This is a genomic window from Eubacteriaceae bacterium Marseille-Q4139, from assembly GCA_018223415.1.
Taxonomy (GTDB): domain Bacteria; phylum Bacillota; class Clostridia; order Lachnospirales; family Lachnospiraceae; genus CABSIM01.
The window spans coordinates 1,869,826-1,885,842 of record JAGTTQ010000001.1; the positions used below are offsets into that span (position 1 = coordinate 1,869,826).

Here is a 16,017-nt window from a genome sequence, read left to right on the forward strand (position 1 = left end):
TATGCTTTTGCTTCAGGCAGCATTGATTGCATGTAATGCCATATTTGCGTGTGCGGAGATTGCGGTGATTTCGCTGAGTGACAGCCGGCTTGCAAAGCTGGCGTCAGAGGGTGACAAGCGGGCCGTCCGGCTTTCCAGGCTGACGGAACAGCCGGCCAGGTTCCTGGCGACAATTCAGGTTGCCATCACGCTTTCCGGTTTCCTTGGAAGTGCCTTTGCGGCAGAGAACTTCTCTGACGAGCTGGTGGCGCTCATTCAGTCCTTCGGTGTCCGGATCCCGGCCGCTACGCTGGATGCCATTGCCGTCGTGCTGATTACGCTGGTGCTTTCCTATGTCACGCTGATTTTCGGTGAGCTGGTGCCGAAACGTGTGGCCATGCAGAAGGCCGAGGCGCTGGCCCTTGGGATGTCCGGCCTCATCAGCCTGATTGCAAAGCTGTTCGCCCCGATTGTATGGCTTTTGACGAATTCTACCAACGCAATCCTGCGGCTCCTCGGCATTGACCCCAATGCAGACGAGGAGGATGTCAGCGAGGAGTCCATCCGGATGATGGTGGACGCCGGAAGTGAAAAAGGCGCCATCGACAGCGAGGAAAAGGAGTTTATCCAGAACGTGTTTGAGTTCGATGACCTGACGGCCAGCGATATTGCGACCCACCGGACGGATGTGGAGTTTTTATGGATGGATGAGACCATGGAGGAATGGAAGGAAACCATCTATAAGAGCCGCCATTCCCTTTTCCCGATCTGCGAGGAAACAGCCGATAAGGTGGTGGGCATATTAAATGCCAAGGACTACTTCCGCATAGAAGATAAGAGCAGGGAAAATGTTATGAAAAAGGCCGTGAAGCCGGCGTATTTTGTGCCGGACAGCGTGAAGGCCGACGTGCTGTTCCGGAACATGAAGAGAAACCGCAGCAGCTTTGCCGTGGTGCTGGATGAGTACGGCGGGATGACGGGCATTGTGACGATGAACGATCTTTTGGAACAGCTTGTGGGCGAGTTAAGTGACGATGCGCTTCTCGGTCCGGAGCCTGTGGCCGTGGAGAAGCTGGATGTGAATACCTGGAAGGTACATGGAAGCGCATCTTTAGAGGAAGTTTCCGAAGCACTTGAGATGCCGCTTGAGAGCGATGAATATGACACCTTTAACGGACTTGTTTTTGAGGCGCTCGGCTCTGTTCCCCAGGACGGGACGCAGACGGAAGTGGAGACAGCCGGACTTTCCATCAAGGTCATGGAAATCCGTGAGCACCAGGTTGTGACAGCGCTTGTGAGCAAGCTGGAAAAAGCCAGAACGGATTCGGACGAGGCGGAGACTTCCAAAGAATAGAATATGGCCTTTTTGCGGGAACTACATATCCCGCGGCAGCGTTTTTTAATGCCGCAGCAGGCGGATAAGGAGAGGGACGAACAGCCGCCCTCTCCTTTGTTTTCTTTTGCATCCCCTTGAGAAATCAGGAAAACTCGGCTATAATCATGTAGGAGAGAAAGGGAGATTGCTATGAAGATTGTACTTGAAAATCTGACGAAAAAATTTCCGAACCGCGGGCGCCGGGCCCAGGGCGAGGTGACTGCGGTGGATCATGTTTCTTTTGAAATCCCGGATGGGCTTTTAATCGGGCTTTTAGGGCCGTCCGGCTGCGGAAAGAGCACAGCCCTCAACATGATTTGCGGGCTGGAAACGCCCACCGAGGGGAAAATCTATTTTGGCGAGGAAGATGTGACGGCGCTGCCGCCGGAAAACCGCGGCGTGGGCATGGTGTTCCAGAATTATGCCCTCTACCCCCACCTGACTGTCCGGCAGAACATCCTGTTCCCCCTTGAGAATTTGAAGGGAAAGGATAAACTCACGAAAGAAGAAATGAGAAAAAAGGCCGATGAAGCCGCCAGGCTGGTGCAGATCGACGGGCTCATGGACAGGAAGCCGGGAGAGCTTTCCGGCGGCCAGCAGCAGCGGGTTGCCATCGCGCGGGCGCTTGTGAAAATGCCGCGGGTGCTTTTGCTGGACGAGCCGCTTTCCAACCTGGACGCGAGGCTCAGGCTCCAGACACGGGAGGAAATCCGGAAAATCCAGCGGGCTACCGGCATCACCACGGTTTTTGTGACCCACGACCAGGAGGAGGCCATGAGTATTTCTGATCGGATCGTCGTCATGAAGGAGGGCGTGGTGCAGCAGACGGGAAAGCCCCAGGAGGTCTATGACAGTCCGGCCAACCTTTTTGTGGCAAAGTTTCTGGGGACGCCGCCCATCAACGTGTTCGGCGGGAAGGTGAAAGACGGCATGCTGTACCTGGGCGAAGACGCGGTGCTTGATGCGTCAGGCGTGGCGGATCAGGAAGTGACTGTGGGCATCCGCCCGGAGGGCTTTGTCCCAGACGAAGACGGGCCCATGCACTGCGGCTTAAGCCGTGTGGAGGTCATGGGACGCGACGTGAGCATCGTTGCCGTCCATCCGGCTCTCGAGTCAGAAAGCGGCATTCTGCGCGCCATCATAAGCGCAGAGGCGATGACGGAGCCCGGCGCTTCTTCCGTGCGGTTTTCGCTAAAGCCAAATAAAGTTTTCCTGTTTGACCGGGCCGCTGGTGAACGGATTTTTTTCGGTGACGGACAGGCGAAAGAGGGAGTGGAACATGAATCATAATAATGGGAAGGCGTGGCTCTATCTTCTGCCGGCGCTTCTTTTTCTGGCGGTTTTCATGGTGTACCCGCTCATTGACGTGTTTGTCTATTCGGCTGAGGAGGGCTACAATTTTGCCTCCCAGACGTATTTTAGCCTGGGCTTTTACAACTACTCTTATGTGCTTCATGACCCGTATTTCCTTCAGGCCTTAAAAAACACCTTTATCCTCGTGATTATCACGGTGCCGGTCTCCACAGGGCTTGCGCTTTTGATTTCCGTGGGGTTAAATTCCATCCGCCCGCTCAGGGAACTGTTCCAGACCATCTATTTTCTGCCCTATGTGACGAATACGCTGGCAGTCGGGCTGGTGTTCATGATTTTGTTTCAGAAGACGGAGTACACCGACGGCCTGGTGAATCTGATGATTCACTGGTTCGGCGGCGAATCCGTGGATTTTATCGACGGGCCTTACTGGGCGAAAATGTTTGTCCTTTGTTTTTATACGGTGTGGGTGGTTCTGCCCTTTAAGATTTTGATTCTCACAAGCGCGCTGGCGTCGGTGAATCCCGACTATTACAAGGCGGCGCGGGTGGACGGGACATCGCGGGCGCGGACGTTTTTTAAGATCACTCTGCCCATGATTTCGCCCATGATTTTTTACCTGGTTATCACCGGCTTCATCGGCGCCTTTAAGGCATACAGCGACGCTGTGGCCCTGTTCGGAACAGATCTCAATGCGGCCGGCATGAACACGATTGTGGGATACGTCTATGACATGCTGTACGGGGACAGCGGCGGCTTTCCGTCCTATGCGTCGGCGGCTGCGGTTCTCCTGTTCTGGATTGTGCTGACGATCACCTGCATCAACCTGATGATAAGCAAGAAAACACGTGCATGATTGAGAGGTTTTTTCCATGGAACATCATACGGATTACGAAACCATCGAACGGAATGCCAGGCGGAAAAATGCGGTTTTAAAGGGGATTACGTATGTGCTTCTGGCCCTTTGGGCCGTCGTGGTGCTGTTTCCCTTTTACTGGATGGTTCTGACTTCTGTAAAAAGCTACGGCTCCTACAACGCGGAACATGTGCCGAAGCTCTATACGGCGGCGCCGACGCTCGAGAATTACAGGGACGCATTCACGACGGTGCCTCTGGGCGGCTATCTGGCCAATACGGTGATCTTTGCCGCCATCACCACGGCGCTCATGGTCGTTGTCATCACCTTGTCGGCCTACGCCTTTGCCAGGCTGGAGTTTAAGGGGAAAAATGTGCTGTTTACGCTGTTTCTGGCGTTGATGATGATCCCCACGGAGCTGGTGGTAATCACGAATTTTACGACGATCACCGACTGGAACATGCGGAATACCTTCGCGGGGCTGATTCTTCCGTCGGTGACTTCGGTTTTTTACATCTATCTGTTAAAGGAGAATTTTGAGCAGGTGCCGGACGAGCTCTATAAGGCCGCCAAGGTGGACGGGACATCGGATCTCAAGTATTTGTTTAAGGTTCTGATCCCTATCTGCCGGCCCACGCTCGTCACGATCACGATCCTGAAAATCATCGAGTGCTGGAACTCTTATGTCTGGCCGCGGCTCATCACCGACGACCCGGCGTATTTCCTGGTGTCCAACGGGATTCAGGAGATCCGGGAAAACGGGTTTGGCCGGGAAAATATCCCTGCCATGATGGCGGCTGTGGTGGTGATTTCCGTGCCGCTCATCGTCCTGTTTCTGGTTTTCCGAAAGAAAATCATGGAGGGCGTTTCGAGAGGAGGGCTGAAGGGATGATTTGGAGTTTAAAGAAGCTGCGCCGGTGTGCCGTCACAGGGCTTTTGGCGGTTTCCCTGGCAGCGTCTCTTTCCGGCTGCCACGGCTCCCAGGAGGCACAGAGCTTTTCGGTGCCGGAGAGCTTTGATACGGGAAAGCAGTATGAGCTGACCTTCTGGGCCAAAAACGATACCAACAAGCGTCAGACGGATATTTATAAGCAGGCCATTGAAGATTTTCAGGAAATGTATCCAAACATTACCGTGAACCTGCGGCTTTATACCGACTACGGGAAAATATACAATGACGTAATTACAAATATTTCCACGGGGACGACGCCAAATGTCTGTATCACGTACCCGGATCACATCGCCACGTATCTGACCGGTGATGAGGTGGTGGTGCCTCTTGACGGGCTGTTTGCAGATGAAACATATGGCCTTGGCGGCAGCGGGCTTTTGTTTGACGGGCCGTCAAAGGAGGAAATCATCCCGCAGTTCCTCGAGGAATGTTCCATAAATGGTTCTTACTATGCGGTGCCGTTCATGCGCTCCACGGAGGCATGCTACATCAATAAAACTTACGTGGAGAAGCTGGGCTATACGCTTCCGGAAACGCTGACCTGGGATTTTATCTGGGAGGTCTCCGAGGCGGCGGCCAAAAAGGATGACGACGGGGTTTTTGCCGTCAACGGGCAGAATGTGATGATCCCGTTCATCTATAAGTCCACGGACAACATGATGATTCAGATGTTAAAGCAAAAAGGGGCAGGTTACTCCACGGAAAGCGGCGACACCCGGATTTTTAACGATACCACAAAGGAACTGCTGTTTGAGATTGCCGGACATGTAAAGAGCGGTGCTTTTTCTACTTTTAAAATTTCCAGCTATCCGGCCAATTTCCTGAACGCCGGCCAGTGTGTCTTTGCCATCGACTCTACGGCCGGGGCAACCTGGATGGGAACGGATGCGCCTCTTTCTGATATCAGCGAGGATGCGCTGGTGGAGTTTGAGACGGAGGTCATGATGATTCCCCAGTTTGAACCGGAGAATCCGCAGATGATCTCACAGGGGCCGTCGGTCTGTATTTTTAATAAGGAAGACCCGCAGGAGGTTCTGGCGTCCTGGCTGTTTGCCCAGTATCTTCTGTCGGATGAGGTGCAGATTGCTTATTCCCAGACGGAGGGCTATGTGCCGGTAACGTCAAAGGCACAGAGCTCCGATGCGTACCAGGATTATTTATCTCGGGCCGGTGAGGACAATGATACGTACTATGACGTGAAAATCAAGGCGTCGAAGCTTCTTTTGGAGCATGTGGGGGATACCTTTGTGACGCCGGTGTTCAACGGCTCTGCGTCCCTGCGCGATGCGGCGGGGCAGATGATTGAGAATGTCTGTAAGTCCACCAGGCGGAAGGAAACGGTGGACGACGCTTACATGGAGAAACTGTTTGAGGATGTGACGGCGCTCTACCACCTGGGTGAGCATGCCCTTTCTTCTTCGGGAAAGGCGGAGCTCGGCGAGCTTCCGGCGGCGTCGAAGGTTCTTCTTGGGACGTTAATCTGTACCTGGATCGGTATTCTGGCAGCGGCCCTTCTAAGATGGGCGAAAAACAGGCGCCCGTCCGTTCCATAACTGTAAAAATCAGGGCAAAACTCTTGATTTCCTGCCAGTTTCGGCTATAATTAGGTTGGTTCTTATTGAGAGAGCCGGCAGAAAATTCTGATTTGAAAAAGGAGAACGATTATGAGAAAAATGATTCCTATGGCTCTGATGCTTTCTCTGGCGTTAGCCGTTACGGGCTGTGCCGGAACAGGGGAGACAGAGACTACGACGGCTGCTGTGGAGACGACGACAGCAGAAGAAACGACGGCGGAGGAAACCACGGCGGCTGCGGAAACGGAAAGCTCCGAAGAGGAGACAGAGGCTGCTGATGCGGCAGAGGTGATGTCCTATGAAGAGTACATGGCGGCAGAGCTGGATTCCAACGTGGTGATCGAGACGTATGTACAGGCAAAGCAGTCCTGGTGGGAGGACAAGGCTACGCTTTACACCCAGGATCAGGACGGCGCGTATTTTGTGTACAATGTGGCCTGCTCCGAGGAGGACTATGAGAAGCTGGTTCCCGGAACGAAGATCCGCGTGAACGGCTATAAGGCAGAGTGGTCCGGCGAAGTGGAGATCATGGATGGCACCTTTGAGTTCGTTGAGGACGGCGATACGTTCCTTGCAGAGGCGTTTGACGCGACAGAGCTTCTTGGAACGGACGAGCTCATCAACCATCAGAACCAGTTCGTGACATTCAAGGGCCTGACTGTTGAGGCGGCCGGACAGGACGATGCCGGAAACGATGTGGCGTTCCTTTACAACTGGGACGGCTCCGGCAGCGAGGGTGACGATCTGTACTTCAACGTCTCCAAGGACGGCGAGACGTATTCGTTTGTGATCGAGTCCTACCTCTGCGACAGCACGACGGATGTGTATGCGGCAGTGAAGAACCTGGAGATCGGGCAGACGGTCGATATGGAGGGCTTCCTTTACTGGTATGAAGGCGTGAACCCGCATATTACGGCTGTGAGTGTGGTGGAATAAAGATAAAATGAGATTGTGATACCGCCGGGGCGATTCTGCTTCCGGCGGTATTTTTATGTGACAGGTCTCCTTTCCCGCCGGCAGCCCCCGTCCCCTTCCATCGACACGGCTCGCTCTTGACACAAAAACCCGTCCCGGCTACAATATGTGCATGGCTGCGCCGTGAACGTATTGCAGCCGGAAATTTCTTAAAAAAAGGCAGGAATAAAATGAGAAGAGGAACCTGGAAGCGCAGTCTTTTTGCCGCGGCGTTTTTGGCTTTCTGGCTGGCGGGAGCCGGCGGGCAGGCATTTGCGGCAGAGGACAGTACGGATCGATTCGTGGACGGCACGGTCATCAACGGCCTTGGCGTCACGGGAATGACGGCAGAAGAGGCAAAGGCGTTTATTGAGTCTTTTTACCAGGGAGGCTATACGTTAAAAATCCGGGACCGGGAGGGGAAACAGGAGACGATCCATGACACGGACATCGGGTACAGCTTAAAGGTCACAGGCGATCTGGAAGCGATTCTCCAGGCGGAAAATGACGGCGGGCGCATAAGCGGGCCGGACGTGGACAACCGGTATGAGGTGGAGGTGGCCGCAGAGTATGATGAAAAGCGGCTGCGGGCGGAGCTTCTTAAGCTCAGTTTTGTGAAAAATGCGCGGGAGACGAAGGATGCGTCCATCACGCCTTACCGGGAGGGGATGGCTTTTGAGATCGTGCCGGAGGTACAGGGGAATGACCTGGACGTGGAAAAGCTGGAAGCCGCTGTCGGCGGCGCGTTAAGGGCCGGGGCAGAGGTTTTGGAGCTTTCGGGCACCGACTGCTATAAAACCGTGAAGGTGCACGCGGATGATCCTGGCCTTATAAGCCTCTGCGATGCCATGAACCGGTGCGCCGACATGTCGGTGACGTATGTGTTTGGAGATACGGAAGAAATTTTGGAGGGCAGCGAGATCTGCCGCTGGCTTGAGGGCGCCGATGAGACAGGGATCCTGGTGGACGAGGCGCAGGCAGCGGCCTATGTGAAGACGCTGGCAAATCAGTATGATACCTACGGAATGCCGCATGATTTTCTGACGGCACAGGGGGATCAGGTGACGGTGACGGGGCCTTACGGCTGGAAAATCAATCAGGCCGCCGAGACGGAGGCCTTAATCCAGGCGATTCGTGCCGGTGAAAATACGGAGCGGGAGCCGATTTACGAAAAGACGGCGGCCAGCCGCAGCGGGAACGACTACGGGACGACGTATGTGGAAGTGGATCTGAAAAACCAGCACCTCTATCTTTTCGAGGATGGAAGCTGTATCCTCGATACGCCTTTTGTGTCGGGAAACGTATCGAAGGGCTGGACGACGCCGGACGGGCTCTACTATCTCTACTATAAACAGACGGACAAGGTACTCCGCGGTGAGGACTATGAGACGCCGGTGAAATACTGGATGCCGTTTAACGGCGGCATCGGGCTCCATGATGCGAACTGGCGCTCGTCTTTTGGCGGGGAGATTTACAAAAACAGCGGCTCTCACGGCTGCATCAACCTGCCGCCGGACGCCGCGGCCATTGTCTATGAGCATGTCTATAAAAATATGCCGGTGATCTGCCATGGATCTTCTGGCATATAAAATCAGGCCCTGCGGGAAAACGGATCCGCAGGGCCTTTTCAGGATTTTGAGAGTATATTGGCAGGCGGTTTATGAGCAATGTGCAGAAAGCCAGTCCATAGCCGCTTTTGCGTAGATGGCAGCAGCCGTCGCCAGGCAGTCTTCGTTAAAGACTACCTTCGGGTTGTGGTGGCTCTTCCATTTCGTCTTGTCCTCCACGGCGGCACCCATGCCAAAGTAGCTGGAGGGCACTTTTTCTGTGAAGAAAGCGAAGTCCTCGGAGCCCATGACATGATAAATGGGGAGAATCCGGAGCGTCTCGTCCATGTCATGAATGCTGTTCGCAATTTCCTGATTCAGGGCTTCGTCGCAGGCGCAAGCCGGGACGTCGCTTAAGACTTCGAATTCCACCTCGGTGCGGTAGGCAGCGGCCACCTGGTTCACTACCTGATGGATGCGTTCCATCAGCATCTCCCTCACCGCAGGCTTGAAGGTACGCAGAGTGCCCTCTAAGACGGCGCGCTCGGGGATTACGTTGGAGACCTTCCCGGCGTCAAAGCGGCCGATGGTGAGGCTGGCTTCGTCGGTGGCAGAAATTTCCCTGGCGATTAGCTCCTGGAGCCCTAAGTAAATATGGACGCCGGTATTGATGGGGTCGATGCCGAGCTGCGGCGTGGAGCCGTGGGCGCCTTTTCCCGTCAGGGTGATGCGGAAGCCGTACACCGAGGACATGGGATAGGGGCCGTACATGACGGCGCCTGCCGGAAGCGTGGAGGCCACATGCATGGCAAAGGCCGCATCCACATGGGGATTTTCCAGGACGCCGCGGCCGATGGCTGCGCTGGCGCCGGCAAAGATTTCCTCGCCGGACTGGAATAAGAGCTTTACGGTGCCGTTTAACTCATTTTCATGGGCTTTTAGGAGTTTGGCCGCGCCTAAGAGCGTTGCCGCGTGCAGGTCATGTCCGCAGGCGTGCATACAGCCGTTTTCCGACGCAAAGGGCTCGCCGGACTCCTCTGCCATGGGCAGCGCGTCCATGTCGCTTCGTAAAAGGAAGCACTTTCCTCCGGCTCCGATCTGCGCGACGATACAGGAACAGTCGTCGTAAGCCTGGTACGTTACGCCCATGACATCAAGCTGTTCTTTTATAAAAGCCATGGTGTTCGGAAGGGCAAGGCCGACCTCCGGGATTTTATGGAGGCTGCGCCTCCACGCGATAAGCTGTTCTTTCATGGACTGCGCTTCTTTTAACAGGTTATCATTCATAGAATTTCCTCACTTTCTGCCCTTTTTGGGCTTTGCCTATTCCTTTATGTATCCCACTTTATAGAGCAGCAGGTAGCAAAGGAAGCTGACGACGATGAAGCCAAGCATAAAATAGCTGTAATTTGCAGACATGAAGCCGTAACCGAGAATCAGGTATAAAAGACATGCCGCGATGATGGTCGGAGTGCTTAACTTCTTGTTTTTCATGAAATATGGGGCGGCCAGGGCGCCTGTTAAGGCCGGGGTCACGTTGTCGAAAGCCGGTGCAAGGGCCGGGCCTGTGATGATGGGCACCAGGATGTTTCCGAGAAACAGCATGCCGAGGAACAAAATCAGGGTGGTGACGATGGACGACGCGCCGATGGCGAGAGTCGTGATGATTTCGCCTTCTTCCGTGCCCCGCTCCACGTTGTTGACGCGGAGGGCGTTGGTGGCGGCCGGAAGCTTCATGTTCATGATGTTCCCGGTAATAAAGGAAAGGTAGGTGCCGCCGGAACCGAGGAACGGCGAGTAGGACACCACCTCGACGACGCTGACGACGCCGTATATGGCCGTCAGGGTGATGATGGCGCTGATGGTGTTGGAAAACTGGATCTCGATGTCGCCGGCGTAAAGGAAAGTGATGACGGCCGGAACCATGAGGATTAAAAGGACGGCAATGGTGTCGCTGATTTTTCCGATTTTGTGGGTTGCGTTTGTATAGGCTTCCTGGGAATTTTTCTCTTGTCTGTTTGCCATTTCCATATCTCCTTTCGGCGCAGATTAAAGAATCAGATTGACGATATAGGATCCGAGCATGCCGAACAGCATTCCGCCGGGGAAGGACATCTCCGTCAGGAAATGTTTTCCTGTCTTTTTTGCCAGCCAGTTGAAGAGAAGTGCTGCGGCAGCAGCCGTCACGAGCGCGGCCAGCGCCAGGATCTGCTCGGGTTTTTCCGTCCAGTAGGTCATGTAGGGAGCGCAGAACCAGCCCATCATGGCGATGAACACGCCGTCGATTAAAAGGTTATAGATGACCGGCTTCTTTTTCCGAAGGGTGGTCATGCCTTTATCCAGCTTTTTCTGGCCGAAAATCACGAGAAGCGGCTCATAGAGGATGCAGATGGACATGGCCCACATGGTGCTCACAAAGATGGAGGCGTTGTAGCCCTCGTCGGTGTAGGAGAGAAGGCCGAAGGAGCGGGCTGCGATGTTGGCGGCCACGTTCTCATAGGAGCTGGAGCCGATGACTGACAGCCTGAGCCACGGGAAATATTTCCCGAGCACGGACATGAGCATCACGAGGATAATTAAAATCGGGATGCTGGGCACGATGGAAAACAGGGCGCTTCCGGTGATGACGCTTTTCATCTTCTGTTCGGTAAGTCCGATTTCCTTTCCGCGTTTCCACGCCCGGTACATGAAAAAAACGGACTGTCCGAGGACATACAAAATTACGATGCCGCAGAGCAGGAACATGACTGGTGAGTTTGCGATGGTTAAATAATCTTTCATTTTCTTCCCCCTGTTCGGTTTTGCTGTTTGCAATTACTGGTGACTTTTTATATAATAAGAAATATCTATGAGTGCGCTCGGATCCATAGGAATTCACCGCCCTTTCATCGTCTGTTTTGTACATTTAATTTGATAAAAGTATAGCATGCCTTGTGCATTTTTACATATTCCCAATTCCATGCGTGGTATAAGTGATTCCTTATACCATGTGCCTGCCTTTTGTACGGAGGGAGCGATTATGAACTTTAACCATCTGGAATATGCCGCGGCCGCGGCAAAATATGGTTCCATAAGCCGGGCCGCTCAGCAGCTTTTTCTTTCGCAGCCATATTTAAGCAGTATGATTAACGGCCTGGAGCGGGAGCTGGGTTATAAGATTTTTAACCGCACGCCTGCCGGGCTTACCCTGACTCCGGAGGGGGAACGGTTCCTTGCCAGCGCGCAGCTCATTCTTCTGGAGCTAAAAAAAATCCGGGAAATCGGTTCCCAGGCAGAGGAAAAACAGTTAAATATTTCCAGCTACTATTCCACACTGGTTATGGATAAATTTCTCCAGTTCCGGGCGTCTGCCGAAAAACAGCTTGCCGACAAGATTAAGGAGATGGGGAATGAGGAGGTCATGCAGTCGGTGATGGCCGGTGAGAGCAGCCTCGGCATTGTCTTTTACGCCGAGGAGAGGGCAAAGCGGTACCAGAACATGGCTCAGGAGATGGGGCTTTCGATGCGGGAGCTGTTTATTCCGCTGAAGCTTTATGCCATCATGGGAGAAAATCACCCGCTTGCGTCACGGGAATCCATCGATTGCGAGGAGCTGGGACGCCATCCTCATGTGTCCTATGATGATGCCAGTTCCATGCGTTATCTGGATTTTTTGAATATCGGCCGTTCTGCAAAGCTTCTGGAGGTATCTGACAGGGGGAGTTTTTACGACGCCCTCCAAAGCGGGGAATATCTGGCCGTCATGGCCTTCCGGAGAAATGCGTCCAGGCGGCCCGGGCTTGTGATGGTGCCCTTTTCCGGGAAGGACAGGTATCTGCTGTCCAGCTATGTGATCGGGAAAAATTACCGCCTGACGGAGCGGGAGAGGAAATTTTTGAGATTTTTGCAGGGAGCGTAACAGAAAGATACGGATAAAAATACCCCAGGGGCTCTGCGAGTTGGCAGCCGCAGAGCCCCTGGGGTTTTGTATATTGAGGAATCAAACTGCCCAAAAGGCAAATGGGGTTGGAAGCGTTATCTCTGAACGCGGCCGGAACCGTCGCCGCCGGCAAGCTTCTTTACTTCATCCACGGAAACCATGTTCATGTCGCCCTCGATGGAGTGCTTTAAGCAGGATGCAGCTACGGCGAATTCGATGGTGCCCTGTGCGTCGTAGTCATTTAAGCAGGCGTAGATTAAGCCGCCGCCGAAGCTGTCGCCGCCGCCCACACGGTCAACGATGTGCATGGCGTACTTCTTGCTGAAGTAGTAGCCGGTGCCGTCGTAGAGCATGGCAGACCAGTTGTTGTCGTTGGCGGAGATGGACTCGCGGAGCGTGATGGCAACCTTGGAGAAACCGAAGCGGTCAGCAAGCTGCTTTGCAACGTCCTTGTAGCCCTCGTGGTTTACGGTACCGGTCGTAACGTCCGTGTTTGCGGCCTTGATGCCGAATACGTCGGAAGCGTCCTCTTCATTGGCGATGCAGACATCCACATATTTGCAGAGCTCGCCCATAACCTGGCCGGCCTTTTCCTTGGACCAGAGCTTGTTTCTGTAATTTAAGTCGCAGGAAACCGTGAGGCCAAGCTCTTTTGCCTTCTTGCAGGCTTCCAGGCAGATGGCTGCAACGGTGTCGTTGAGGGCCGGGGTGATTCCGGTGAAGTGGAACCAGTCAGCGCCTTTGAAAATCTCAGCCCAGTCGAAGTCCTCGGCCGTCGCCTCGGAAATGGAGGAATGAGCGCGGTCATAGATTACCTTGGACGGTCTCTGGGAAGCGCCTTTCTCCAAGAAGTAGATGCCGACACGGTCGCCGCCGCGGGCAATAGCGGAGGTATCAACGCCGAACTGTCTTAATGCGTTTACGGCAGCCTGTCCGATTTCGTGCTTCGGGAGCTTTGTAACGAAAGCAGCGTCAACGCCGTAATTTGCAAGGGAAACTGCCACGTTGGCCTCGCCGCCGCCGTAGGTAGCACCGTAGGAGGTTGCCTGAACGAAACGATAGTAGCCTTCCGGAGCAAGCCGGAGCATGATTTCACCAAATGTAATGACTCTCTTTGCCATGATATTTTCTCCTTCTCTTTATTTCTGCATCAGATGTACGGCGAAGCCGTTGATTTCCTTGGACAGATAGATTGCGGTCATCTTGCCGTTCTTATATTTTGCCGTGGACTCATCGAAGGAATAGCCCATCATTTCCAGATAGTTCTTTGCCCTTGCAACGGAGTTGGTTGCAATGCCGATGTGGCCGTGTGCGCCGCGTCCCGGAGTCTTCATGGCCTCTACGGCTGTTCCGGCGAATACGGAGCTGTTTCCGACCTTCTTCGTGAAGCCGAACAGGCCGTCGAAAGCGTCTGCGGTGCTCTCTGCCTCAGCGTCGTTTGCGCAGTTGATGCCCACATGGGCAAGCTCGAAGCCAAGCATAGTCTGGACAGCCTCTCTCGTCAGGTCACGGATCTTATCGAAGTCGCCTGCCGTTACCAGGTCCTTCTTTACCATCCAGCTTCCGCCGCATGCCAGGATCTTGTCGAAGGCAAGGTAGCTGTTGATGTTCTTTGCGTTGATGCCGCCGGTGGGCATGAACTTCATGGTCGTGTAGGGGGCAGCCATAGCCTTAATCATTTCCAGGCCGCCGGCAGCCTCTGCCGGGAAGAATTTTACGACCTCAAGGCCGAGGGAAAGGGCAACCTCCACGTCGCTGGGGTTTGCGGTTCCGGGAGTTACCGGCACGCCTTTTTCGATGCAGTATTTCACAACTTCCGGATTTAAGCCCGGGCTTACGATGAATTTTGCACCGGCGTTTACGGCACGGTCAACCTGCTCGGTGGTCAGGACGGTTCCGGCGCCCACTAACATCTCCGGGCACTCTTTTGCCATGATGCGGATGGACTCCTCGGCAGCAGCCGTCCGGAAGGTTACTTCCGCACAGGGAAGGCCGCCCTCGCAGAGCGCCTTGGCAAGCGGAAGCGCATCTTTTGCATCGTCCAGCACAACAACCGGGACAATACCGATTTTCTGGATCTTTTCTAATACTTCATGCATGGTTCCATTCTCCTTTACTTTTTGTTTTTATTATGCTCTTTTTCCAGTAAGTTCATTTTTAGATGTCGGTTTCACAATGCGAAACCATGTTCCGTATTGCGGTCTTAACTACTACTGATTATACTCCCTGGGCATTAAATGTCAATAGAGAAAACCGTCTTTTTGCTGCATCAGAGCAGGAAAAAACGGAGAAAATATCAGGAAGAATTCCGCCTTCCCATTGAGGGGAAAATGTGGTAAAATAACGAGGAAAGTGCGGCTCATGCTTGCATGAAGCCGCATTTAACGAGAAAACCCATCGAGACGCAGTCGAGAGGGTAAAATAACGAGGAAAGTGCGGCTCATGCTTGCATGAAGCCGCATTTGACGAGAAACCCCATCGAGACGGCAGTCGAGAGGGTAAAATGACGAGGAAAGCCGGGCGTTTAAATCCGCCGGAGGCACGTGGCCGCGAAGCGGACACGGCAGAATAACCGCAGAGGAACGTCAGAGAGAAAGACAGCCGTCAGGGCTGCAAAAGAAGAAAATGAGGTAACTATGCAGATAGAATTTAAACGATTGGAAGCGGAAGACATTGAGAAGCTGACGAGGTTTTACTGCCTTCGCCATGACAACACCTGCGACAGCGTGATCCTGGACAATTTCCTGTGGCGGGAATACTACGACGTGCGGTATTCGGTGCGGGACGACAGGGCTGTGCTCTGGGTCATGACGATCCACGGAAAGCGGTATGCGTCGCTGCCGGTGGGCCGCCTGGAGGACATGCCGGAGTATTTTAAGGAACTGGAACAGTATTTTAATGAAGAACTCGGGCTTCCGTTGGAGATTTATCTGGCGGATGAAGAGGCGGTGACGTACTTAAACCTGCCGCCGGAAAAATATTCGGTGACAGAGCTTTTCGACAGCCGCGACTATCTTTACAGCGCAGAGGCGTTAAAAACCCTGGCCGGCAAGGAGCTTCATAAAAAGAAGAACCATCTCAACTATTTTAAAAAGAATTTCGGGGAGCGGTCCGAGTACAGGACGCTCTGCTGTTCCGACAGCCATGAGGTGTGGGAGTTCCTCGACAAATGGCGTGAGCAGAAAGGTCAGGAGGTGGAGGGGCACCTGGACTATGAGGTGGCGGGAATCCACGAGATCTTAAAGAATTGCAGCCTGTTAAACGTAAGGATGGGCGGCATTTTTGTGGACGGCATGCTGGAAGCCTTTTCCATCGGGTCATACAACGCAGGGGAAAAGATGGCGATCATCCACATCGAGAAGGCGAACCCGGAGTTCCGCGGACTTTACCAGTACATCAACCAGCAGTTTTTGATTCACGAATTTCCGGAGGCCGAGATTGTGAACCGGGAGGACGACATGGGGCTTCCGGGGCTCAGGCAGGCGAAGATGTCGTACGCCCCCATGGGATTTGCGAAGAAATTCCGTATAAAACAGATAGGATAATTGGA

At 53.7% G+C, this 16,017-nt stretch carries 14 protein-coding genes; 9 read left to right on the top strand and 5 right to left on the bottom strand.

The window, feature by feature from the left end; genetic code table 11:
* Position 1: 1 nt before the first annotated feature.
* From KE531_08995 to KE531_09025, 7 genes are all read left to right on the top strand, one after another.
* Positions 2-1,333, top strand: coding sequence for an HlyC/CorC family transporter (locus KE531_08995; protein MBR9953743.1), 1,332 nt, complete (start codon positions 2-4; stop codon positions 1,331-1,333).
* Between the two features lie 171 nt (positions 1,334-1,504).
* A complete protein-coding gene (locus KE531_09000; protein MBR9953744.1) occupies positions 1,505-2,644 on the top strand; it encodes an ABC transporter ATP-binding protein in 1,140 nt (379 codons plus the stop codon).
* Entirely contained in the window at positions 2,634-3,521 is an 888-nt protein-coding gene (locus KE531_09005) for a sugar ABC transporter permease (GenBank protein ID MBR9953745.1), read from the top strand. The genes KE531_09000 and KE531_09005 overlap by 11 nt, the downstream gene beginning before the upstream one ends.
* Positions 3,522-3,537: 16 nt before the next feature.
* On the top strand, positions 3,538-4,413 hold the full coding sequence (locus KE531_09010; GenBank protein ID MBR9953746.1) for a carbohydrate ABC transporter permease: 876 nt from the start codon (positions 3,538-3,540) through the stop codon (positions 4,411-4,413).
* Positions 4,410-6,026, top strand: coding sequence for an extracellular solute-binding protein (locus KE531_09015; protein MBR9953747.1), 1,617 nt, complete (start codon positions 4,410-4,412; stop codon positions 6,024-6,026). Before KE531_09010 ends, KE531_09015 begins: the two co-directional genes overlap by 4 nt.
* A gap of 111 nt (positions 6,027-6,137) precedes the next feature.
* Positions 6,138-6,983: a hypothetical protein gene (locus tag KE531_09020; protein ID MBR9953748.1), complete on the top strand. Its 846-nt coding sequence runs from the start codon at positions 6,138-6,140 to the stop codon at positions 6,981-6,983.
* A 209-nt stretch (positions 6,984-7,192) separates the two neighbouring features.
* Complete coding sequence (locus tag KE531_09025; GenBank protein ID MBR9953749.1) at positions 7,193-8,590, top strand: peptidoglycan binding domain-containing protein; 1,398 nt, start codon at positions 7,193-7,195, stop codon at positions 8,588-8,590.
* A gap of 69 nt (positions 8,591-8,659) precedes the next feature.
* On the opposite strand, the gene KE531_09030 is transcribed toward KE531_09025, so the two are convergent.
* The 3 genes from KE531_09030 to KE531_09040 are packed head-to-tail and all read right to left on the bottom strand — an operon-like array spanning position 8,660 to position 11,329.
* Entirely contained in the window at positions 8,660-9,835 is a 1,176-nt protein-coding gene (locus KE531_09030) for an amidohydrolase (GenBank protein ID MBR9953750.1), read from the bottom strand.
* Between the two features lie 36 nt (positions 9,836-9,871).
* The gene (locus KE531_09035; GenBank protein MBR9953751.1) at positions 9,872-10,573 is read right to left on the bottom strand and encodes a hypothetical protein; all 702 of its coding nucleotides are present in this window, start codon (positions 10,571-10,573) and stop codon (positions 9,872-9,874) included.
* A 24-nt stretch (positions 10,574-10,597) separates the two neighbouring features.
* On the bottom strand, positions 10,598-11,329 hold the full coding sequence (locus tag KE531_09040) for a DUF5058 family protein (protein ID MBR9953752.1): 732 nt from the start codon (positions 11,327-11,329) through the stop codon (positions 10,598-10,600).
* A 238-nt stretch (positions 11,330-11,567) separates the two neighbouring features.
* Here KE531_09040 and KE531_09045 point away from each other — a divergent pair, with 238 nt between their 5' ends.
* Positions 11,568-12,446 carry a LysR family transcriptional regulator gene (locus KE531_09045; GenBank protein ID MBR9953753.1) on the top strand — a complete coding sequence of 293 codons (879 nt, stop codon included), beginning with the start codon at positions 11,568-11,570 and terminating at the stop codon, positions 12,444-12,446.
* Between the two features lie 116 nt (positions 12,447-12,562).
* Here the strand turns inward: KE531_09045 and KE531_09050 are convergent, their stop codons facing one another.
* Positions 12,563-13,588, bottom strand: a complete 1,026-nt coding sequence (locus tag KE531_09050; GenBank protein ID MBR9953754.1) for a sugar kinase — start codon at positions 13,586-13,588, stop codon at positions 12,563-12,565.
* Positions 13,589-13,606: 18 nt separating this feature from the next.
* The gene (locus tag KE531_09055; GenBank protein MBR9953755.1) at positions 13,607-14,566 is read right to left on the bottom strand and encodes a bifunctional 4-hydroxy-2-oxoglutarate aldolase/2-dehydro-3-deoxy-phosphogluconate aldolase; all 960 of its coding nucleotides are present in this window, start codon (positions 14,564-14,566) and stop codon (positions 13,607-13,609) included.
* 537 nt (positions 14,567-15,103) lie between these two features.
* On the opposite strand from KE531_09055, the gene KE531_09060 reads away from it, so the two are divergent.
* Entirely contained in the window at positions 15,104-16,012 is a 909-nt protein-coding gene (locus KE531_09060; protein ID MBR9953756.1) for a DUF2156 domain-containing protein, read from the top strand.
* Positions 16,013-16,017: the final 5 nt, after the last annotated feature.